The following is a 20,651-nucleotide window of genomic DNA, read 5'->3' as shown; positions in this document are numbered from 1 at the left end:
GAATGTAGCCTGCTTTTACCAGAACACGCCGCCTTTATCCGCTGTGATGATGGTGATTTTCGTTGTCATTCTCTAGGGGTAAGGTGTCGATAAACATGGCAACAACCACAAATAGAGCGATCACTAGCCAAAGCCACCACAGGGACAACAGACTGTGTTGCAGTGAGGCCAGAAAGTCCATAACTCCTCCTAGCGTCAAATATGATCTTTAAGCCAAGCGCAGTCGTTGCTGCGCTTAAAACCTAAGGTGTTTTCCATTAATAGTTTTAGTGAAGGGCTGGCAGAAGAACAACGAAAGCGGCATTGGCGTTCAGATAACCAATAGTCAAAGCGGGGATTATCTCGTTGCAAGTTACAAATAGACTCCCTGAACTCTGGGTACTGCACCTGTAGTTTCATTGCCACCCTCCTTGCGCCTTTTGCTATTAAGCCGACTGCAACACCTTAGCCACCCGAGCTGTCTTTATGGTTCGGTGATGTTTACCAGCACATCGCAGGTAGTTTGGGTGGCGGTCGTGATAGGCGTAAAACAACAGCGAAAAAGGTTCATGGTGCGACCAGCGCTGAACATCAATTGCCGATTTCATATGCAGGGCCATAACAGTGTCCTTGTTTCCAGCTCTCCTGTTCAGCGTAGTAGAGGCTATAAAGCCCCACTTTGACTCAGGTCATATTGGTCAAAAAAAAGCCCGGCTAATGCCGGGCCTAGAAGAACGAGTCCATCTAAATAAACAGAGATTCAACATGTCGAACGGCCAAGGCCGCACAGATAAATAAGCAACCGATAACAGCGCCGACTTATCTTGCACTCAAGATAGGTGATAGCTCGATCGTGCTTTTTGATGCAGGTCATATCACCTTAACTTAGTGGTTGAGCAACAATCCGCACCGCCCGCAAATGTTAAAAACAAAAACTAAGAAATAGACTTAATAACATTTCGGCAAACCTTGCCCTACTCCCGCTTTTACTGAACCAACAAACAACCGGCCTTTAAAAAGCAGCCGAAAGGTGACTTTACGCGGTCAAGCTGCCGTGTTTTGCCGCCACTGCACTGGTATGGTCAGCGACAACAAAAAATAACCATTAATTTAACATTGCCTCATGGATATTTCGGGGTAATGCCACTGACCGGGAAACACACTATGCAAAAGACCCTACTGGCACTGACCATTGCCGCCACCCTCGCCACCGGCGCCTGCTCTGACCAAAACAGCGAAAAAAACGGCGCCGCGCCCAAAGCTGAGCAAACCGCTAGCGCGCAAAGCAGCAACCCGCTGTTCACGACCTCAACGCTGCAGTATCAGGCACCAGAATTCGACAAGATAAGCCTAGATGACTACGTGCCCGCCTTTGAAAAAGGCATGCAAGAGCAGTTGGCCGAGATCAACGCCATTGCCAACAACACTGAAGCGGCCACTTTCGACAACACCATCGTCGCCATGGAAAAAAGCGGCGCCATACTGAGCCGCACCGCCAGCACCTTTTTTAACCTCACCGGCACCATTTCTAATGAGAAAATTCGGGCTATTCAGTCACAAATGGCCCCTAAGCTGTCGGCGCACAGCGATAACATCAACCTAAACCCCAAACTGTTTGCGCGGGTTGAAACCGTGTACAACAACCGCGACAGCCTGCAAGGTGAAGACAAACGCCTAGTAGAGGTTTACTACAAGCGTTTTGTTCGCGCAGGCGCCAAACTGGATGACACGCAAAAAGCCAAGGTACGTGAACTTAACGGTGAAATGGCGAAGTTAACCAACGACTTTGCGCAAAATGTTCTCAAAGCCACCAAAGACGCAGCCATCGTTGTAGATGACAAATCCGAGCTTGCCGGCCTTTCTGACGCTGACATTGCAGGCCTGGCCGCAGCGGCCAAAGACGCGGGCATGGACGGCAAATACCTTATCAACCTGGTGAACACCAGCCGCCAGCCCATTATGACCAGCCTGGACAACAGAGCGCTGCGTGAAAAAATATGGAAAGCCTCAACCGGCCGCGCCCTTGATTTAAACGGCCCGGTAGTAAAACTCCTTACCGAGTTGCGCGCCGAGAAAGCGAAGCTAATGGGTTTTGACACCTGGGCTGATTACGTTCTGGATAACCAAATGGCGAAAACGCCAGCGGCAGCATTCAAGATGCTGGACGACCTGGCACCCAAAATTGTTGCCAAAACCAAGCAAGAGGCCAGCCAAATTCAGGCTGAAATCAAAGCGGCGGGTGGCGACTTTGAACTGCAACCCTGGGACTGGACCTATTACGCCGAAAAAGTCCGTACCAGCAAGTACGATTTAGACCAAAGCCAGGTTAAGCCCTACTTTGAGCTTAACAACGTCATGCAAAACGGCTTGTTCTTTACCATGCAAAACCTGTTTGGTATAACCCTCAAAGAGCGCCACGACTTACCGGTTTATCACCCGGATGTGCGTACTTTTGAAGTGTTCGACCACGACGGCAGCTCCATTGGCTTTTTCTATGCCGATTACTTTGCCCGTGACGGTAAGCGTGGCGGAGCCTGGATGAACGCCATGGTGAGCCAAAGCACCCTGCTGGGCCAGAAGCCGGTTATCGTGAATGTGCTGAACATTCCCAAACCTGCCGCGGGCCAACCGGCGCTGCTGACCTTTGATGAAACCAGTACCATGTTCCACGAGTTTGGTCATGCCCTGCACGGCCTGTTTTCAAAGGTGAAATACCCAAGCCTTGCCGGTACCAGTGTGCCGCGCGATTTTGTGGAGTTTCCTTCGCAATTTGAAGAAGACTGGGCCATCAACCCGAAAGTGTTGGCCAACTACGCCAAGCATTATCAAACCGGCGAAGCTATCCCGGCTGAACTGCTGCAAAAGCTCTTGGCATCCCGTAAATTTAACCAGGGTTTTGACAGCCTCGAATACGTGGAAGCTGCGCTGCTGGATATGGAATGGCACAGCTTTAAAGCCGGCACCGATACCGGTGATGTCATGGCGTTTGAAGATAAAGCGCTTGAAAAACATGGTGTAAAAATGGCCGTAGTCCCACCGCGCTACAAGAGCCCTTACTTTAGCCACACCTTTGCCGGTGGTTACTCTGCCGGTTACTACGCTTACCTTTGGACCGAAGTGTTTGCGGCCGATGCCTTTGCTTATATGAAAGAAAACGGCGGTTTAACCCGTGAAAACGGCGACAAATTCCGCGAGGCCATTTTGTCGAAAGGCAACAGCATTGACCCGATGCAGCAATACATTAACTTCAGGGGCGCCAAGCCCACCGTTGATGCGCTGCTAAAACGCCGAGGCTTAGTTGACTAAGTCGCTATGAGTGAAAAGCCCCGCTGGTGCGGGGCTTTTTTATGCCAGGGCCTGGCGGTAAGCAAAAAGCCCCGGTGTGCCGCCAGTCATCACAAACAGCAGCGTTTGGCCGTCGTATTTCCCAGCATTAATTGCCGCTAGCAAACCGGCAAAAGCCTTACCACTATAGACAGGGTCTAACAGCAGCCCCTGGCGCCTTGCCATCAGGCTGAGCGCCGCTTTCATCGACGCGGTTTCGATACCGTAGCCTGGGCCTAATTCACTATCGTCAATGAGAATATCGCTCGCCGTGACGTCGCTGCCTAACAGGGCAGCTACCTGCTGCGCCTTAGCCAAGGTATTGCTACAGGCCTCAGCCAATGGCGAAAGCACCGTGTAGCCTTGCACCTTGCTGCCACTGTGGCCTAAGGCCTTAAAACCGGCGACCAAACCGGCTTGGGTGCCATGACTGCCATTGGCCACCACCACTTTGTCAAAATAACGGCCCATGGCCACTTCCTGGTGCACAATTTCTTCGGCGCAACTGGCGTAACCCAACATACCGATGGCGCTAGAGCCACCGGCCGGAATAACCAAAGCGCGGCCAGCCAATTCCCGCGCCCGCTGTTCGGCAAAGGCCAAGGCATCGGCGTCGCCTGGCAGGTCATGGATGGTGGCGCCAAACAGGTTATCAAGCAGCGGGTTGCCGTTATAAAGATAATCGTCATCACTTTTAGCCACAGTACGCGTTAATACCAGCTCTGCGTGAAAGCCTACCGCGGCAGCACTGGCCGCCGTTAACCGGGCATGGTTAGATTGCCGCGCCCCTACCGTAATTAAGGTGTCTTTACCCTCAGCTCTGGCTTGCCCCAACAAAAACTCGAGCTTTCTCAGCTTGTTGCCGCCGCCACCAAGGCCGGTTAAGTCGTCCCTTTTCACAAACAAGGCACAGCGGCCATCAACACATTGCTCCAATCGTGTCAGCCGCTGAATAGGTGTGGGGCCTTCCAGTAAAGAAACCCGTTCAAAATCGTTTAGCTTGGGCATTTGTAAATACATGGCCTTTCATCCTTACCCGCCGCAACGGCACGCAAAAAAAGATAATAAAAAGTAACAGATGCAATGGCAGCGTTAAAAAGGCGCTTTTGCAACATCCTCTTACCGAAAATGCTCGGTGAACGGCCGGTGGTTCCGGCCGGTAGCCATTGTTAAAAGGCGTTGCTACTTGCTATGGTTCCGCTGTTAACCACAGCACCGCGCGTTTATGCCTTCACATAACAAGAAAGGCCGCGCAAGCAAACATCCTTGGGAGAACCCGATGCGTAAGACCCTTATTGCTACCGCCATTGGCGCAGCACTGGCCCTGAGCGCCTGCTCAGATGACCCAAAAGCAGAACATCAAGCAGCCCCGGCCAAAGAGCAGTCAGCTATGTCCGCCGACCATGAAAACGTGCTGATGCACAAAAGCACGCTGCAATATCAGGCCCCAGAATTCGATAAGATCACTGTTGACGACTACCTGCCTGCCTTTAAAAAAGGCATGCAAGAGCACAGTGCTGAAATTAAAGCGATTGCTGATAACAGTGCCGCCCCGACCTTCGAAAACACCATTGTTGCCATGGAAAAATCCGGCACCTTGCTAAACCGCGTATCCACCGTGTTTGGCAACCTGTCTGGCCTGGTATCAAACAAGCAATACCAAGACATCGAAGCGGAGATGGCGCCTAAGCTGGCCGCTCACAGCGACAGCATTTACCTCAATCCAACGCTTTTCGCCCGCATTGAAACCATCTACAAAAACAAAGCGAGCCTGAGCAAAGAAGACCAGCGCCTGACGGACTTCTACTACAACAACTTTGTTCGCGCTGGTGCCAAACTGTCAGCCCAAGACAAAGCGAAGATCGGTGAAATCAACGGTGAACTGGCCAAACTGACCAGCCAATTTACTACCAACATCTTACAGTCGTTCAAAAACGAAACTATTTTGGTGAAGGACAAGAGCGAACTGGCAGGCCTTAGCGATGACGAAATCGCGTCACTGGCCGCTGCAGCCAAAGATGCCGGCAAAGATGGCTACATGATCACCCTGGTTAACACCACTCGCCAGCCCATCTTGCAGCACCTGGATAACCGCGAGCTTCGCAAAAAAATCTGGGAAACCTCTGCTCACCGCGCCCAGGATAACGGCCCGGTATTGCTGAAACTGGTTGAACTGCGCGCCGAAAAAGCCAAGTTGCTGGGTTACCCCACTTGGGCGGCTTATGTGCTGGAAGACCAAATGGCCAAAACCCCGGACGCCGTTTTTGACATCCTTGATAAACTGGCGCCCAAAGCCGTAGCCAAAGCCAAATCTGAAGCGGCTGATATTCAAGCTGAAATCAAAAAAGACGGCGGCGATTTCAAACTGCAGCCTTGGGACTGGGCCTATTACGCCGAAAAAGTGCGTAAAGCCAAATATGACCTGGACGAAAGCCAAGTTAAACCTTACTTCGAATTCAATAACGTACTGCATGACGGCCTGTTCTATGCCATGCACAAACTGTATGGCATTACCTTTAAAGAGCGTAAAGACCTGCCGGTTTGGAACAAAGATGTCATGCCGTTTGAAGTGTTCGACGCTGACGGTAAATCCATTGGCCTGTTCTACGAAGATCCCTACGCCCGCACCGGTAAAAGCGGTGGCGCCTGGATGTCTGAGTGGGTAACACAGTCAGGCCTGTTGGGTAACCACCCGGTTATTTACAACGCCTTGAACATTCCAAAACCGGCGCCAGGCCAGCCCACCCTGCTGACCTTTGACGAAGTGACCACCATGTTCCACGAATTTGGTCACGCCCTGCACGGTATGTTCTCTGACGTGAAATATCCGTCACTGGCCGGTACCAATACCCCACGCGACTTCGTCGAATTCCCATCACAGTTCAACGAAGATTGGGACATCAACCCAGAAGTGATTTCCCACTACGCCAAGAACTACAAAACTGGCGCGCCAATTCCGAAAGAGCTGCTGGATAAAGTGCTGGCTGCCCACAAGTTCAACATGGGCTTTGACACCACTGAATACCTTGGCGCAGCCCTTTTGGATATGGAATGGCACAGCATTCCGGCTGGCACCAAAATTGACGACATCGACGCCTTTGAGCACAAAGCACTGGCCAAACACGGCATCGATTACGCGCCGGTTCCACCGCGCTACAAGTCTCGTTACTTCAGCCACATCTTCTCTGGCGGCTATTCTGCCGGTTACTACGCTTACCTGTGGACCGAAGTATTTGCAGCCGACGCCTTCCAGTACATGAAAGACAATGGCGGCCTGACCCGTGAAAACGGCGACAAGTTCCGTAAAGACGTATTGTCTAAAGGCAACAGCCAAGACTTGATGGAAGACTACATCAAGTTCCGTGGCCAAAAGCCCACCATCGATGCGCTACTCAAGCGCCGCGGTTTGGTGAACTAACAAAAAGGCGCCGCAAGGCGCCTTTTTTTATTGCCAAAGCCGGTTTATAAACGCCATTAAATCCCGCCACAGCCCCATTTAAAGCCCAATTCTGGTACCCTAATCAGGCGCAACGCCGTTAAAGGATGAACCATGACACCGGCCATCGTTCTGCTGGAAAAACAGCAGGTTCCCCATCAAATTTTAAGCTACCACCATGACCCTAAAGCGCCCGCTTATGGTTTGGAGGCCGCTGACGCACTGGCTCTCCCCTACGCCCAAGTATTTAAAACGCTACTGGCAAAGCTTGATACCGGCAAATTGGTGGTGGCGTTGGTCCCTGTTGATAAACACCTCGATTTAAAACGGCTAGCCAAAGCCGCGGGGGGAAAAAAGGCCGAAATGGCGGTGCCAGCAGAGGCCGAAAAAGCCACCGGCTATGTGGTGGGCGGCATTAGCCCCCTTGGGCAAAAAAAGCGCTTAGCACTGTTTCTTGACGACAGTGCCAGCGGCTTTGACATGATTCATGTCAGTGCCGGTAAACGTGGCCTTGAAGTGTCGCTTAATCCCAGTGATTTAATACAACTGACCGGTGGCCAGTTGGCCGCACTGGCCAAATAGCTGGCCAAGGCGTGCCTGCTGTTGCCGCTCAAGTGCCAGAATGAACCACTGAGTAACGCATTTAATCGTTTACGTTAAAGCGAGTTTGACGGTTTCTTAATAGCAACAGAGAATGCCGCCATTAAATCTGTGCCCTGAGCACAAGGGCAGACCTTTTTGGGTCTGCATAAAACTTAAAACTATCCACTACGAGGTTTGCACGCTATGGCTGGAGCAACGCCACAGAGCACTGCCCAAACAATGCAGCAGCAAGGACAACCGAAGAACTACCTGTTTGCGTTGGTGTCTTTGTCTTCACTGTTTTTTATGTGGGGGTTGATCACCAACCTCAATGACACCCTGATCCCGCACCTTAAGAACGTATTTCAGCTGAACTACTTTGAAGCCATGCTGATCCAGTTTTGCTTCTTTGGTGCCTACTTTGTGGTTTCACTACCCGCCGGTGCCTTGGTTAAGCGCATTGGTTACAAGTGGGGCCTCGTTGCAGGCCTAGTTACTGCCGCCATTGGTTGTTTGCTGTTTATTCCAGCCGCCAGCTCACGCGCTTACCCGGTATTTTTAGGCGCCCTCTTTATTCTGGCTTCCGGCATTACTACCTTGCAGGTAGCGGCTAACCCCTATGTCACCATTTTAGGTAAGCCAGAAACTGCGTCTTTCCGTTTAACCCTGACCCAGGCCCTGAACTCCTTGGGCGGCACCATAGCGCCGTTGATTGGTGGCTTGCTTATCCTTGGCGCGGCGAGCAGTGCCACTGACCGCTTGGCCGAAGCCGATGCCGTTAAATTCCCTTACCTGCTGCTGGCCATTGCCCTTGGTCTGTTGGCGCTGATTTTTGCAGTGCTCAAACTGCCTGACATGAGCCAGGAAGAAGAGCAGCAAGCTATCGACCACACCACTGGTGGCTCGGCTTGGCAATACCCACACCTAGTATTAGGTGCTATCGGTATCTTTGCTTATGTGGGTGCGGAAGTGACCATCGGTTCAACCATGATCAACTTCTTGGGCCTTGATAGCATTGCCTCGATGAAAGAAACCGACGCCGCCCATTACGTGACCTTGTACTGGATGGGTGCGTTGATCGGCCGCTTTATCGGCTCTGCCATCATGTTCCGTGTTGATGCGCGCAAGGTACTGACCTTCAACGCCATCGTGAACACCCTGCTGGTTGCCGTTACCGTATTGAGCTCGGGCCATGTTGCCATGTATGCGATTGTCGCAGTGGGCCTCTTTAACTCGGTCATGTTCCCCACTATCTTCAGCTTGGCGCTGCAAGGTTTGGGTAAACACACTTCCCAAGGCTCCGGCATTCTCTGCCAGGCTATCGTTGGCGGCGCTATCGTGCCACCGCTGACCGGTCAGCTTGCTGACCACTTCGGCCTGCAAGTGTCATTGGCCGTGACCATTATTTGCTACCTGTACATCGCCTTCTACGGCGCTAAAGGTTCCAAACCCCGTCACGCCTAAGCCTTTGAAAAAGCCGGTGCTTGTCACCGGCTTTTTTATTTACACCCCGTTACTCCCTTCCTGTTGCAAGCTTTTTTGACACCAGCGTTAATACCGTAAAGAATGCTCTCCTAATCGGCAGTACCAACAAAAAAACGATAAGAGGTTCGCAAGCATGGCTGGCGCCCATCACGGTTCGGGGGAACATCAGCGATACGGCTTCGCCGTCAGCGCGTTGACGTCGCTGTTTTTCATGTGGGGCTTTATTACCTGCCTAAATGACATTCTTATTCCTCACCTAAAGAATGTGTTTGCCTTGAACTACACCCAGGCGATGCTGATCCAGTTTTGTTTTTTTGCCGCCTACTTTGTGGTGTCGATACCCGCAGGCACCTTGATTGAACGTATCGGCTACAAGTGGGGCATGGTAGTGGGCTTGGTTACGGTAGCTATTGGTTCATTTTTATTTGTGCCTTCAGCCAGTTACCAGATTTATGCCCTGTATCTTGGCGCGCTTTTTATTATGGCTGCCGGCGTTGCGATATTGCAGGTAGCAGCAAACCCCTATGTCACCGTTTTAGGCCGGCCGCAAACCGCCTCTTCACGGTTAACCCTTACCCAAGCCTTTAATGCCTTAGGAACCACCCTGGCCCCCTGGTTCGGTGGTTATTTTATTTTGGGCGGTGCCCTCACCGACCCAACCTTGCCACAAACCGGCCTAAGCGGCCCTGATACCCTGAAGTTTCCCTACCTGTTATTGGCATTACTGTTCGCGGTTTTAGCGGTGGTGTTTACCTTGCTAAAACTGCCGGACATGCGCGAGCAGCAAGAGCGCCGCGCCATAGCCAACACCCAAAGCATGGGCTCGGCTTGGCATTTTCCGCATTTAGTGTTGGGCGCTATTGGCATTTTTACCTACGTCGGTGCCGAGGTTAGCGTCGGTTCTTTATTGGTTAACTTTCTCGGTGAAAAGCACATTGCCGCGCTACCTGAAGCGGTAGCGGCTTACTATGTGTCCATCTACTGGGGCGGCGCTACGGTCGGCCGCTTTATCGGCTTTTTTGTGATGCGTTACGTCAGTGCCGGTAAGGTATTGGCCTTTAATGCTATTACTGCTGTAGCACTATTGCTGGTGACCATTATTTATTCAGGCCACGTTGCCATGTGGGCGGTGTTGGCGGTGGGGCTGTTTAACTCGGTAATGTTTCCCACCATATTCAGCTTAGCGGTCAAGGGCTTAGGTAGATATACCTCGCAAGGCTCCGGCATTTTATGCCTGGCGATTGTCGGCGGGGCCATCTTGCCGCCGCTGGTAGGCGCAATGGCCGATACCTTAGGTATACAAATGGCCTTTTCACTGCCCATACTTTGCTATCTCTATATCGCCTTTTACGGCCTCAAAGGCTCTATTCCTCGCCACTGAGCCGGTACATGCCGGCTCGCCATTTCCGCCCTGCGTTAGCCAATAGCGACTTCAGCAAAAATCACAGCGCCACTCAGCGCCGCCGCACAACCGCTCAAGCAGCATTTTATACGTTTACGTAAAAGTAACCTTTACCTTGTTTCAGTGCTCTTCAACAATAAATGCGCTGGCATTGATATGCCTTGGCATCAACAGGGCCAGCTGTAGGCCTGAACAACAACATCGATACGAGGTATGGACGCCATGGCGGGTTCCTTCTCACAAAGTACCGTGCAAAGTACGGTACAACAGGGTAACCAGAGCTACTCCTTTGCCCTGACTTCAATGACTTTCCTGTTCTTCATTATGGGGTTTATCACCTGTCTCAATGACATTCTGATCCCACATCTGAAGAACGTATTTTCACTGAATTACACCCAGGCAATGCTGATCCAGTTCTGCTTTTTCGGCGCTTATTTTGTGGTGTCCTATCCCGCTGGTGCGCTAGTAAAAAAGGTGGGATATAAATGGGCGCTGGTAACCAGCTTGGTGGTGTCTGCCATTGGCTGCCTGCTGTTTATTCCAGCGGCCAGCTACCGGGTTTATGGCCTGTTCTTAGGGGCGCTGTTTATTCTGGCGAGCGGCGTAACCACCTTACAAGTTGCCGTAAACCCCTATGTAACTATGCTGGGGAACCCCAATACGGCTTCTGTCCGGCTGACACTGAATCAAGCCTTCAACTCCCTAGGCACCACCATTGCGCCTTGGTTTGGCGCGCTACTAATCTTGGGCGCCGCTACCGCATCTACCCAAGGGCTTAGTGATGCGCAGGTGCACCTGCAAGAGGCCAATGCCGTCAAATTCCCCTACCTACTGCTCGCTATTGCCTTTGCGCTGTTAGCGGCCATTGTGGCGGCGCTGCGGCTGCCTGATTTGCGTGAAAAGCAAAAGGAAGAGGCCCTGGAAGAAGCCGCGGTTACCGGTTCGGCCTGGCAGTTTAGGCACTTGGTACTGGGCGCTGTGGGCATCTTTGTTTATGTGGGTGCTGAGGTCTCTATTGGTTCCTTTTTGGTGAACTTTATCAGCGACAGCCACATTGCCAACCTGCCTGAATCCCAAGCAGCGCACTATGTCTCCTACTATTGGGGTGGCGCCATGGTTGGCCGCTTTATTGGCTCGGCGGTGATGCGCTATATCAGCGCTGGAAAGGTGCTGGCCTTTAACGCCCTGGCGGCAATAGTGCTGCTGATAGTCACCTTGCTGGGTGAAGGCCACCTGGCAATGTGGGCGGTGCTGGCAGTGGGCCTGTTCAATTCCATTATGTTCCCCACCATTTTCAGCTTGGCGGTGCATGGCCTTGGCAAACACACGGCTCAAGGCTCCGGCATTCTGTGTATGGCCATCGTTGGCGGCGCATTGGTGCCGGTAGCCATGGGCAAGGCGGCGGATATCTTTGGTATCCACATGGCCTTTGCGCTGCCCATTATTTGTTACCTCTACATCGCTTTTTACGGCCGCAAGGGCCATGTCCCGCAACATTGATTGTGCAAGAAATGAAAAACCGGCGCCTAGGCGCCGGTTTTTTTTTATTGCCGGTTGTCATCATTGAAAACAATGTATACATTCAAATACAACGTATACAGAGAGCCGACGATGAAAGACGACAACCGTTCCCAAGTGGTGTCGGTACGCCTTAACTCCGAGCAGCTGGACTTTCTCAACACCATGAAGTTAGAGATGGAAGCTGACTTGGAAGCCGACGTATCCATGGCCACCGTTATTAGACGCATCCTAAGCCGCTACATCAACAAACATCAGAAAGGTGGCGGTGACCGAGCCCGGCGCTTTTTTGAACTAGAAGAACGGGTTGCCGCCCTTGAAGCGCGCTTGGATGCCAAGGAGTAAACGCAATGAATCCAGTAATAAAAAACCGTAAACCGCCCCGCCTGATAACGGTGCATTCCAGCACTCGCCTGACGCCAAATATGCAGCGCGTGATCTTCAGCGGCGACAATCTCAACGATTTCCCCGAAGGCCAGGAAGGGGCCAACTTTAAGTTATTGCTGCCCCAGCCTGGTGATGCCTTGCCTGATCTCAACGCTTTTCCGGCCGGTGAAGGTAAAAAACCCATAGTACGCACCTATACCGTGCGCCGTTACGATGCAGCCACTCAGCAGTTAACCGTCGATTTTGCTTTGCACGGTGACCAGCACATGGGCCCGGCAAGCCAGTTTGCAGTTAATGCCAAAGCGGGCGACCAAGTGGGCATTGCCGGCCCAGGCCCCAAAAAGCTGTCAACTCTCGATGCCGACTGGTTCTTGTTTGCCGCCGATATGAGTGCCATTCCAGCGGCGGCGGCAGTCATCGAAGAGTTACCTCAAGATGCCAAGGGCTATGCCTTTTTTGAGATCCCAAGTGCTGACGACAAACAGCCTATCGATGCACCTGCAGGTTTAAGCATCACTTGGCTCATCAATCCAGATGCACAAAACCCCAGCAGCCAGCAGTTAGATGCCATTAAAGCCATTGACTGGCCAAGCGGGCGCCCTTCCATTTTTGCAGCTGGGGAAGGCAATACTGTACGGGCCCTGCGCCGCTATTTTCTGGATGAACATAACATCGAACGCAAAGCCATGTACGCCAGTCCCTATTGGAAAATTGGCCTGACAGAAGATCAGCACCAGGTGCAAAAACGCAGCGAAAAGGATTAAAAAAACCGGCCTAGAGGCCGGTTTTTTTATTTTTTAAAGCGGGTAACTAATTCGTGCATACCGTCTGAAACTTGCTGCAATTTTAAGATGCTGCCGGAGGCGGCCTGCGATTTACCCAGGCTTTCTTGTGCCAAGGTGGAAATGGTTGTTACCTGGCGATTAACCTCTTCGGCCACATGGGATTGCTCTTCAACGGCAGTAGCCATTTGCATCGACATTGAGGCAATGGAACTCACCACATCAGCGATATTCTCTAACACCCCTTCGGCTTCGCGTACGTTTTCTAAACCCGACTCAGCGCCATCCCGGCCAACTTCTGCAACCTTAACCGCAGCATCAGCGCGGCGGCTTAGCTCATCAATAATTTGGTGGATCTCCTGGGTGGAGTCTTGGGTGCGCTTGGCCAGTTGCCGTACTTCGTCGGCCACCACGGCAAAGCCGCGGCCCTGATCCCCTGCCCTGGCCGCTTCAATGGCAGCGTTTAGCGCCAGCAGGTTAGTTTGTTCGGCAATTTGCTCAATAATTTGCGCGGCCTGGGCAATACGATGGCTTTGCTCTGACAAGGCAACAACCGACTCACTGATGCTATCAACCGTATCTTTGAGCTGCTCGATAGAGCGGCGGGTGGTATTGGCGGTGCTACGCCCTTCTTTGGCCAAGGCGCTGGACTGTTCTGCCTTGGTGGCGGTTTCCTGAACGTGCTGCGACACCTCAGCAATGGTGGTGGTCATCTGGTGCATGGCCGCCGCCACTTGCTCGGTTTCGCCTTGCTGGCGCTGCATCTGGCCACTGGCCGCCTCGGCTTGGCTCAAGCCATTTCGCGACTGGCGTGCCACTTCAGCAGAGGCATCTTCGATACGGGTTAATACCGTATCTAAATGCGCCTGAGCACTTAAAATGCGTACCTGAAGCTCTCCTAACCGGGAAACGCTACTGGTGTAACTCTTAATGGCTAATGGATGGCTGAAATAGCCAGAAAGAAGCTGGTTTAAGGTACTCAAGGTTTTCTGACGGCTCATGCTGACCCAAGAGCCATAGGCAAGTAGGGTCAATAGCAGCATAATTTCAGAGGCGCCGTCGTATTTGAGGAAATACAAAACCCCGGCAGCCACTAACGCCACGGCTAACAGCAGGTATTGCAGCTGAATTTGAACTACCGGCTCGGTGCGCTGCCCTTTATTGAGCTTTTGATAAAGCGCTTCGGCACGGGCGATATCTTCACGGCTAGGGCAGCTTCTTACCGACTCGTAGCCAATCACAGTGCCATTTTCAGTTATCGGTGTGACATAGGCATTAACCCAATAAAAATCACCATTTTTACAGCGGTTTTTTACCATCCCCATCCAGGGCTTACCGGCCTTAAGATGCTCCCACATGACTTTAAAGGCAGCGGGTGGCATATCGGGATGACGCACCAGATTATGTGGCTGACCAACTATCTCGTCGCGAGTGAAGCCGCTGATATCAACAAAAGCGTCATTGCAGTGGGTAATAACACCGCGCAGATCGGTAGCGGATATAAGTTTAACTTTCTCACCGAAGGTACGTTCACGGTCGGTTACCGGCAGGTTCTTTCGCATGGTCCAAGATTCCTTTACATCCACGTCTCGCTTATCGGCACCAATAAGCGCATCCTGAAGTCACATTTAACACTTTTTAAACAAATTATTTTGCCGCTAAAAAAACCCGCCTTAAGCGGGTTCTTATAAAGACAAGTATCAGTTATAGCACAGCTTTCCAGGCTGATTGTGGAAGCAAATACAATCCGGGTTGCCAGTCTTTACCTGCATCAACGATATGTCCTATACCGGCGGCCATCACTGCCAAGGTCACATCAAAGGCATTTAGGCTGTCGCCATAACCCGCCGTTAAATTAAACATGGAGCCGTCGGCCAGCAGATACAGGGTTTTATCAGGCAGGCGGTAGGCATCCACATAAGGCATGGGCTGGCTGTGGGGGTGCTGCTTAAGAAACGGCACATCAATCTCTTGGGCAACATGGCCAACGTTAAGGATAAAAGCGCCGTCTTTCAGTGCTTGCAGATGCTTAGCGGCCAGCACACCCTTGGCGCCAGTTGCCGTTGCAATCACATCGGCTTGAGGCATGGCCTCTAACAGGTCAACCACCGGCCAGCCGTCGTATTTTGCTTGCAGCGCCCGGGCCGGGTCTAACTCGGCAATTTGCACCTGGCCACCATAGGCCTTTGCCGCCGCGGCAACCCCTTGCCCCACCAGACCATAGCCAATCACCACCACGGTTTTCTCATGCAATGTGAGATGCGTGGTTTGAAAAAAGGTGTGCCAAGCCGTTAACCCTACCATGTGGCGATTATGCAGCCCCTCTTTAACGGGTAAATCGTCCCAGTTAAAAATCGGGTAGCGCGGTGTGACACCGCCAAGGCGGCTAATGCCGGAGCCGGTTGCTTCCAGGCCGGCGATAATGGCAGGACCGTTGCTGCTTTGGTGCAAACGGCTGGTCAGATCGGCCCCCATTTCACACAAGTGAGTGGGGCCCCAGGCCAGTGCTTTATCAAAAGAGTCTGACCAGTCACTGTCACTCATGTCACGCCATGCATGGGCACTGGCGCCTTTTTTAACTAGAAAATCAACAACATCATTTTGAACCGTAGTGGGATTACAGGTAGTAAGAAACACCTCTGCGCCGCGGTCTATCAGCCCAGCCACCAACGGCGCCATTTTTAAATCCAGGTGCATATTACAGGCAAGGCGCACGCCATTAAGGGCAGGCAAAGCCGCAACAGCGGCACGGGTACGGGGCATGTGAAGTGCGGCCCACCCCAGCTCGGCATCAAAATTTTCGTACATATCAACAGTCCAGCAACAGCAAAGGCACTATTGTCCCCCATTCGGTGGCAGCTGTTAATATCAACGCCTAAATTAAGGACGTAATGAGCAAGTGGGTAATGTTGGCCCGCCCTTTGCTGGAGTGTTAGCGCATTTACATGCACCACTCATGCATCCTTAAGGAGCAAAACATGATGAACATCAACAACTCGCTGCATTCTTCCGCCAGCCATTCTCCGCTGCAGCAGCTTGAGAAAACCCCTGCCAGCCAAGACTTGGCCGCGCAGAACAACGGTGTTGGCGCGGAAGGCGACACTGTTAGCCTGTCTGCTGCCGGTGTTGCCTTGTCGCAAGACCCTAAAGCACAGCAGCAAGATGCCAATGCCAACTTGTCTAAGGCATTAAGCGCCTATCGCCAATTTAGTGCCGGGCGTTAATTCGAGGCCTCTGGGCATTAGCCTGGCTTTTGCCCAGCCCTCGAAACGGCGGCAAGGCGTTGCCGCTTGGGCGGCAACCAGAGCGACAAATTGACAACCTCTATATTACCGGGCAGTATCCTTGCGCTTTGAATTTATTACCCGCAACGGAATGTATCCATGGAAGTGAGTGTATTTAAGCGCCGGGAAACCAGCGACGCGCTAATCAGTGCCCCCCTGTATAACTTTGTTATTGGCCTTACCCTAGCCTGGGGCCTCTTGGCTAACTGGTGGATGGTCACCCATATTGATCCCTATGCGATCTTGAGCATTAACCCGATGCTGCTCTTTATCGGTTACTTCGTATGCTGCTTTGCCGGCATTTATCTTTGTAATAAATCCGATAATCCTTGGGTGAGCTTTCTCGGTTATAACTTGGTGGTGGTGCCATTTGGGTTTGTGATTAACCTGGTGGTTGCACAGTATGACCCCCAAGTGGTTATCGAGGCAGTACGGGTAACCGGCTTGGTGACCATTGGCATGATGGCGTTTGGCACCTTGTTTCCTGCCTTCTTTGCCCGCATTGGCGGCGCCTTAACCATCGCTTTGTTGCTGGTGATCGTGGTGGAGCTGGTTGAAGCCTTTGTCTTTAAAATGCACCACGGCATTCTTGACTGGATTGTCGCCCTGATATTCTGTGGCTACATCGGTTACGACTGGGGCCGCGCCAACAGCATTCCCAAGACGGTTGATAATGCTATCGATAGCGCTGCCGCGCTTTATATCGACATTATTAACTTGTTCCTGCGGGTACTGCGCATTCTCGGTAGACGCTAAGTCAGCACCGCAAAAAGCCCGGCCTAAGCCGGGCTTTTTTATCAGTGCCGAAAGCGGCTAACCATTTCCTGAAGCTGCTGCGAAACACCACTTAATTGCTTGACGTTATTGGCCGCCGCCTCGGTTTGTAAGGCGCTGTTGCCCGCAAGACTGGCAATGGTTACAACTTGCTGATTCACTTCTTCCGCGACCTGCGCTTGTTGCTCTACCGCAGCGGCCATTTGTATCGACATATGGGCGATGGTGCCAACCTCACCGAAGATACCTTCCAGCATTTGTTCGGCTTCACGCACCTGCTGCTGGCCATGTTCTGCGTCCTCTTTGCCCACGCCCACTACCTCAACCGCTTTACCCGCCTGGCGGGTCAGGCTGTCAATAATATGGTGAATTTGCTGGGTCGATTGTTGGGTACGCCCGGCTAACTGCCTAACTTCATCGGCCACCACCGCAAAACCGCGGCCCTGCTCTCCCGCTCTTGCCGCCTCAATGGCGGCATTAAGAGCTAGCAAATTGGTTTGCTCAGCAATTTGCTCGATAAGCATGGCGGCCTGGGCAATGCTGTGGGTTTCATCAGACAAGCTCTGCACCGACTGGCCTATACCGTCAACGGTTAGCTTTAGCTTTTCAATTGCTTGCCGGGTTTGGCTGGCAATATCGCGCCCATGTGACGCCAGCTGTCTGGCCGATTCGGCTTTGTCGGCGGTGGCCTGCACATGGCCTGAGACTTCTGCAATGGTGGTGGTCATCTGCTGCATGGCCGTTGCCACCCGTTCGGTTTCCCGCTGCTGCCTTGCTATTTGGCCAACCACTTTTTCAGTTTGCGCTAAGCCTTCATCGGCGTTCGCCGACACCTCATTCGCGGCGCCATCAATACGGGTCATCACCATGTCTAAGTGGGCTTTGGTCGATAAGATTTTCACCTTTAGCACCCCAAGCTGGTCACTATTATCGGTAAAGGCTTTTACCGCCAGTTCGTCACTAAAGGCTTTAGGGAGTAAGGCGCTTAAACTGGCAAAGATGGTATTGCGTTTAATGCGGCTCCAAATGCCATATACCGCAAAGGCTGCCATAACCCACAGCTCAGCCGCGAGCCGCCAGCCAAGGGCGTAAAAAAGCGCCATAACCAGCGCCCCAAGGGCAATACCCACCAATTGCGGTTCAATTTTTTTAAGACTGGCTTTTTTGCCTTTATTGATCAGCAAATAGAGGGCTTCAGCGCGGCTGATGTCATCGCGACTGGGGCAGCTACGCACCGATTCGTACCCCACGACTCGACCTTGGTCGGTGATCGGCGTGATATAAGCCTGCACCCAGTAGTGGTCACCGTTTTTACAGCGGTTTTTCACCAGCCCCATCCATGGTTTACCGGCCTTTAAGTGCGCCCACATGTTTTCGAAAGCAGCAGCGGGCATGTCGGGATGGCGCACAATATTGTGCGGCTGACCTTCCAGCTCGGCTTTGCTGTAACCGCTTATCTCAACAAAATCGGGATTACTGTAGGTAATGATCCCGTTAAGATCGGTAATAGACACTAGCCGCCGCTCCGAACTAAAGGTGCGTTCGCGGCCAGTAACAGGCAGGTTTGTTCGCATGTTATGACTCTTACGTCTCGCCATACTGCCCTATCGGCAGCAAAGCGCGGTTATTTATAATCCGTTTACGTAAGCGTAATGACAGCGAAAAAATTTCTCAATGCTGTTTTGTGCAATCCCGGCACTTACCGTGGATCTCCAGACCTTTGTCGGCCATGGTAAAGCCTAGCTTGTCGGCTTCAGATTCAAGCAATTTCAATAAGTTACCAGGCACAGGCACTTCATCAACATGACCGCAGCTATCACAGATAAGAAATTGCGCACGGTGGTGATGCTCATGCTGGTGGCTGCAAAGCACGAAGCGGTTGGCCGAATCCAGTTTATGAACAAGCCCCAATTCCATGAAAAACTCCAAGGCCCGGTAAACAGTGGCCGGCTTCGGATTAGGGTGCACAGCTTTAATGGCATCCAGCAATTCATAAGCGGTAACGGGACCACGGCAGTCGGCCAACACACTGAGCACATCAGCGCGCTGAGAAGTCCATTGCCGGCCAGATTGGCGGCAGCGCTGCTCGGCTTCAATAAGTAATTGCTGGGTATGGCTGTTCATAGCGTCCGCACTGTATAAGTGTTGGGCCGCCATTATCGGTGTAAAGGCAGAGTCATACAACTGGAACCAATATTAAACGTCAGATCAAGCATTTACATACAAAGCTATTCGCTTCCTGCCCTGTTGAATAACCACTAACACCGTTAGTTTCAATCACACACCGTACTCCCTGGTGCAGGACGTCGTCAGCCATGGAAGGCTGTTTTTTCAAATATCCAATAAAGCCCTGCACAAGGGCGAAAAATTGCGCGACAATAGCGGCCTTCGCAACAGGAGCCGCTATGTCTATCGACGATGCAATTGACTGGGGTTACGAACTTTTCCTAACCAAGGCTGCCGACCACCTCAGTGCCGAGGATCTGGTTGATATTACGCTGGAGTTTGAAGAGCGCGGTGCCGTTGATGCGGTGATCCCCGGTGCTGATTGGATGCTCACCCTTGGCGGTCCTTTTACCACGGATAATTTCACTGAGATCCAGGTCGGGCTTTTGGACGAAAAAGACGACTTTGATATTATTCACTGCCGTATTCTGCTCGCCCTTGATGGCAGCCGGCCGCCGCATTTTCATTGGAAGTCATGAAGTTTCAAATCCCGACCAAAACCCACATTATTACCGGCTTTCTCGGTACCGGAAAAACCACCACCATTCTCAATTTACTTGCCAATAAGCCAGACGGACAAAAATGGGCCGTGCTGGTTAACGAGTTTGGCGAAGTGGGTATTGATGGCGCCCTGTTAAGTGCCAGTGGCGCTGCCATTCGCGAAGTCCCCGGTGGCTGTATTTGCTGCGCCCAAGGCCTGCCCATGCAGGTGGCTTTGAATCAATTACTGCGAGAGCAGCAACTGGATGTATTGCTGATTGAGCCAACCGGCCTTGGCCATCCGGCCTCACTGCTTGAGCAGCTCTGTGCCAGCCAATACCAAGGGGTGTTGGCCATGGGCGCTACCCTAACCTTGGTAAACCCCCAGTCGCTGTTTGACAATCGCTACCTCAGCCATGATACCTATCGCCAACAGTTGGCCCTGGCCGATGTATTGGTGTTTAACAAAACAGACCTGGCCAATTGCCCGCAACAGACAGCCGCGTACGCCAAGGCCGATGCCTTAGGTTTAACCGAAAAACGTTGTTGGCTGAGCCAAGGGCAAGTGCCTGTCAGCCTGTTACAAACCCCACCGCGACCGGCGGCGCAAAAGTTGATTAAAGCGCAGCAACAGGCCGTTGATACGGTGTTACCGGCTACATTGCACGTGCCACAAGGCCAGCACTTTATTCGCCGCGAGCAGCACCAAGACGGCATGCATAGCCTGGGCTTTTTGTTTGCTCCGAAAACGCGCTTTGATTTTCGCGAATTGTGGTTTTTACTCAGCGCCTGCGACGTGTTGCGGTTAAAAGCAGTCATGATGACCGAAAAAGGCATGATGGCCTTTAACGCCGTCGATGGCGCTTTGGCAATCACCGAGATCGACATCGATAGCGATAGCAAAATTGAGCTAATTGACCACGAACAGCTAGACGGCGACTTTTTAGAGGCCGGTTTAAAAGCCGCCCTTTTGCCATAAAAAAGCCGGCCAT

20 protein-coding genes are annotated in these 20,651 nt (G+C 52.1%); 12 read left to right on the top strand and 8 right to left on the bottom strand.

Going from position 1 to position 20,651, the window contains the following annotated elements; all coding sequences use genetic code 11:
- Positions 1 to 34: 34 nt before the first annotated feature.
- Genes DW350_RS19510 through DW350_RS19505 form a run of 3 tightly spaced genes read right to left on the bottom strand, consistent with a single transcriptional unit; the run spans position 35 to position 599 of the window.
- Complete coding sequence (locus DW350_RS19510) at positions 35 to 181, bottom strand: hypothetical protein (protein ID WP_192954857.1); 147 nt, start codon at positions 179 to 181, stop codon at positions 35 to 37.
- Between the two features lie 14 nt (positions 182 to 195).
- Complete coding sequence (locus tag DW350_RS08090) at positions 196 to 399, bottom strand: hypothetical protein (protein WP_115718377.1); 204 nt, start codon at positions 397 to 399, stop codon at positions 196 to 198.
- Between the two features lie 26 nt (positions 400 to 425).
- Positions 426 to 599: a hypothetical protein gene (locus DW350_RS19505; protein ID WP_192954856.1), complete on the bottom strand. Its 174-nt coding sequence runs from the start codon at positions 597 to 599 to the stop codon at positions 426 to 428.
- A 544-nt stretch (positions 600 to 1,143) separates the two neighbouring features.
- On the opposite strand from DW350_RS19505, the gene DW350_RS08085 reads away from it, so the two are divergent.
- On the top strand, positions 1,144 to 3,285 hold the full coding sequence (locus tag DW350_RS08085; protein ID WP_115718376.1) for a M3 family metallopeptidase: 2,142 nt from the start codon (positions 1,144 to 1,146) through the stop codon (positions 3,283 to 3,285).
- 39 nt (positions 3,286 to 3,324) lie between these two features.
- On the opposite strand, the gene DW350_RS08080 is transcribed toward DW350_RS08085, so the two are convergent.
- The gene (locus tag DW350_RS08080) at positions 3,325 to 4,323 is read right to left on the bottom strand and encodes a D-cysteine desulfhydrase family protein (protein ID WP_226911414.1); all 999 of its coding nucleotides are present in this window, start codon (positions 4,321 to 4,323) and stop codon (positions 3,325 to 3,327) included.
- A gap of 259 nt (positions 4,324 to 4,582) precedes the next feature.
- On the opposite strand from DW350_RS08080, the gene DW350_RS08075 reads away from it, so the two are divergent.
- The 7 genes from DW350_RS08075 (at position 4,583) to DW350_RS08045 (ending at position 12,877) form a co-directional block, all read left to right on the top strand.
- Entirely contained in the window at positions 4,583 to 6,721 is a 2,139-nt protein-coding gene (locus tag DW350_RS08075) for a M3 family metallopeptidase (protein WP_115718375.1), read from the top strand.
- A gap of 132 nt (positions 6,722 to 6,853) precedes the next feature.
- A complete protein-coding gene (gene ybaK / locus DW350_RS08070; RefSeq protein ID WP_115718374.1) occupies positions 6,854 to 7,321 on the top strand; it encodes a Cys-tRNA(Pro) deacylase in 468 nt (155 codons plus the stop codon).
- Between the two features lie 204 nt (positions 7,322 to 7,525).
- The gene (locus DW350_RS08065) at positions 7,526 to 8,785 is read left to right on the top strand and encodes a sugar MFS transporter (protein ID WP_115718373.1); all 1,260 of its coding nucleotides are present in this window, start codon (positions 7,526 to 7,528) and stop codon (positions 8,783 to 8,785) included.
- A gap of 154 nt (positions 8,786 to 8,939) precedes the next feature.
- Positions 8,940 to 10,187, top strand: a complete 1,248-nt coding sequence (locus DW350_RS08060) for a sugar MFS transporter (RefSeq protein ID WP_115718372.1) — start codon at positions 8,940 to 8,942, stop codon at positions 10,185 to 10,187.
- 243 nt (positions 10,188 to 10,430) lie between these two features.
- Positions 10,431 to 11,708: a sugar MFS transporter gene (locus tag DW350_RS08055; RefSeq protein WP_192954855.1), complete on the top strand. Its 1,278-nt coding sequence runs from the start codon at positions 10,431 to 10,433 to the stop codon at positions 11,706 to 11,708.
- A 111-nt stretch (positions 11,709 to 11,819) separates the two neighbouring features.
- A complete protein-coding gene (locus tag DW350_RS08050) occupies positions 11,820 to 12,071 on the top strand; it encodes a hypothetical protein (protein ID WP_115718370.1) in 252 nt (83 codons plus the stop codon).
- Positions 12,072 to 12,076: 5 nt separating this feature from the next.
- Positions 12,077 to 12,877 (top strand): siderophore-interacting protein, encoded by an 801-nt coding sequence (locus DW350_RS08045; protein ID WP_192954854.1) that lies wholly within the window; start codon positions 12,077 to 12,079, stop codon positions 12,875 to 12,877.
- A 26-nt stretch (positions 12,878 to 12,903) separates the two neighbouring features.
- Here DW350_RS08045 and DW350_RS08040 read toward each other — a convergent pair whose 3' ends face one another.
- A complete protein-coding gene (locus tag DW350_RS08040) occupies positions 12,904 to 14,457 on the bottom strand; it encodes a methyl-accepting chemotaxis protein (RefSeq protein ID WP_115718369.1) in 1,554 nt (517 codons plus the stop codon).
- Between the two features lie 142 nt (positions 14,458 to 14,599).
- Positions 14,600 to 15,703 carry an adenosylhomocysteinase gene (locus DW350_RS08035; RefSeq protein ID WP_115718368.1) on the bottom strand — a complete coding sequence of 368 codons (1,104 nt, stop codon included), beginning with the start codon at positions 15,701 to 15,703 and terminating at the stop codon, positions 14,600 to 14,602.
- Positions 15,704 to 15,873: 170 nt separating this feature from the next.
- Here DW350_RS08035 and DW350_RS08030 point away from each other — a divergent pair, with 170 nt between their 5' ends.
- Both DW350_RS08030 and DW350_RS08025 read left to right on the top strand, forming a co-directional pair.
- Entirely contained in the window at positions 15,874 to 16,119 is a 246-nt protein-coding gene (locus DW350_RS08030; RefSeq protein WP_115718367.1) for a hypothetical protein, read from the top strand.
- Positions 16,120 to 16,278: 159 nt separating this feature from the next.
- Positions 16,279 to 16,935 (top strand): Bax inhibitor-1 family protein, encoded by a 657-nt coding sequence (locus DW350_RS08025; protein ID WP_115718366.1) that lies wholly within the window; start codon positions 16,279 to 16,281, stop codon positions 16,933 to 16,935.
- Positions 16,936 to 16,976: 41 nt separating this feature from the next.
- Here DW350_RS08025 and DW350_RS08020 read toward each other — a convergent pair whose 3' ends face one another.
- Both DW350_RS08020 and DW350_RS08015 read right to left on the bottom strand, forming a co-directional pair.
- Positions 16,977 to 18,527 carry a methyl-accepting chemotaxis protein gene (locus tag DW350_RS08020; protein WP_115718365.1) on the bottom strand — a complete coding sequence of 517 codons (1,551 nt, stop codon included), beginning with the start codon at positions 18,525 to 18,527 and terminating at the stop codon, positions 16,977 to 16,979.
- Between the two features lie 97 nt (positions 18,528 to 18,624).
- Complete coding sequence (locus tag DW350_RS08015) at positions 18,625 to 19,077, bottom strand: Fur family transcriptional regulator (protein ID WP_192954853.1); 453 nt, start codon at positions 19,075 to 19,077, stop codon at positions 18,625 to 18,627.
- 281 nt (positions 19,078 to 19,358) lie between these two features.
- Here DW350_RS08015 and DW350_RS08010 point away from each other — a divergent pair, with 281 nt between their 5' ends.
- Positions 19,359 to 19,658, top strand: coding sequence for a DUF440 family protein (locus DW350_RS08010; protein ID WP_115718363.1), 300 nt, complete (start codon positions 19,359 to 19,361; stop codon positions 19,656 to 19,658).
- Positions 19,655 to 20,638 (top strand): CobW family GTP-binding protein, encoded by a 984-nt coding sequence (locus tag DW350_RS08005; protein ID WP_115718362.1) that lies wholly within the window; start codon positions 19,655 to 19,657, stop codon positions 20,636 to 20,638. Before DW350_RS08010 ends, DW350_RS08005 begins: the two co-directional genes overlap by 4 nt.
- The last annotated feature ends 13 nt before the right edge of the window (positions 20,639 to 20,651 follow it).

The organism is Gallaecimonas mangrovi (assembly GCF_003367375.1).
Classification (GTDB): domain Bacteria; phylum Pseudomonadota; class Gammaproteobacteria; order Enterobacterales; family Gallaecimonadaceae; genus Gallaecimonas; species Gallaecimonas mangrovi.
This window is presented reverse-complemented; position numbering and strand designations above follow the sequence as displayed.

Bases quoted from the DNA above. Each gene is read 5' to 3' on its own strand.
- DW350_RS19510 (WP_192954857.1), bottom strand. From the start codon at position 181: ATGGACTTTCTGGCCTCACTGCAACACAGTCTGTTGTCCCTGTGGTGG.
- DW350_RS08090 (WP_115718377.1), bottom strand. From the start codon at position 399: ATGAAACTACAGGTGCAGTACCCAGAGTTCAGGGAGTCTATTTGTAAC.
- DW350_RS19505 (WP_192954856.1), bottom strand. From the start codon at position 599: ATGGCCCTGCATATGAAATCGGCAATTGATGTTCAGCGCTGGTCGCAC.
- DW350_RS08085 (WP_115718376.1), top strand. From the start codon at position 1,144: ATGCAAAAGACCCTACTGGCACTGACCATTGCCGCCACCCTCGCCACC.
- DW350_RS08080 (WP_226911414.1), bottom strand. From the start codon at position 4,323: ATGTATTTACAAATGCCCAAGCTAAACGATTTTGAACGGGTTTCTTTA.
- DW350_RS08075 (WP_115718375.1), top strand. From the start codon at position 4,583: ATGCGTAAGACCCTTATTGCTACCGCCATTGGCGCAGCACTGGCCCTG.
- ybaK (WP_115718374.1), top strand. From the start codon at position 6,854: ATGACACCGGCCATCGTTCTGCTGGAAAAACAGCAGGTTCCCCATCAA.
- DW350_RS08065 (WP_115718373.1), top strand. From the start codon at position 7,526: ATGGCTGGAGCAACGCCACAGAGCACTGCCCAAACAATGCAGCAGCAA.
- DW350_RS08060 (WP_115718372.1), top strand. From the start codon at position 8,940: ATGGCTGGCGCCCATCACGGTTCGGGGGAACATCAGCGATACGGCTTC.
- DW350_RS08055 (WP_192954855.1), top strand. From the start codon at position 10,431: ATGGCGGGTTCCTTCTCACAAAGTACCGTGCAAAGTACGGTACAACAG.
- DW350_RS08050 (WP_115718370.1), top strand. From the start codon at position 11,820: ATGAAAGACGACAACCGTTCCCAAGTGGTGTCGGTACGCCTTAACTCC.
- DW350_RS08045 (WP_192954854.1), top strand. From the start codon at position 12,077: ATGAATCCAGTAATAAAAAACCGTAAACCGCCCCGCCTGATAACGGTG.
- DW350_RS08040 (WP_115718369.1), bottom strand. From the start codon at position 14,457: ATGCGAAAGAACCTGCCGGTAACCGACCGTGAACGTACCTTCGGTGAG.
- DW350_RS08035 (WP_115718368.1), bottom strand. From the start codon at position 15,703: ATGTACGAAAATTTTGATGCCGAGCTGGGGTGGGCCGCACTTCACATG.
- DW350_RS08030 (WP_115718367.1), top strand. From the start codon at position 15,874: ATGATGAACATCAACAACTCGCTGCATTCTTCCGCCAGCCATTCTCCG.
- DW350_RS08025 (WP_115718366.1), top strand. From the start codon at position 16,279: ATGGAAGTGAGTGTATTTAAGCGCCGGGAAACCAGCGACGCGCTAATC.
- DW350_RS08020 (WP_115718365.1), bottom strand. From the start codon at position 18,527: ATGCGAACAAACCTGCCTGTTACTGGCCGCGAACGCACCTTTAGTTCG.
- DW350_RS08015 (WP_192954853.1), bottom strand. From the start codon at position 19,077: ATGAACAGCCATACCCAGCAATTACTTATTGAAGCCGAGCAGCGCTGC.
- DW350_RS08010 (WP_115718363.1), top strand. From the start codon at position 19,359: ATGTCTATCGACGATGCAATTGACTGGGGTTACGAACTTTTCCTAACC.
- DW350_RS08005 (WP_115718362.1), top strand. From the start codon at position 19,655: ATGAAGTTTCAAATCCCGACCAAAACCCACATTATTACCGGCTTTCTC.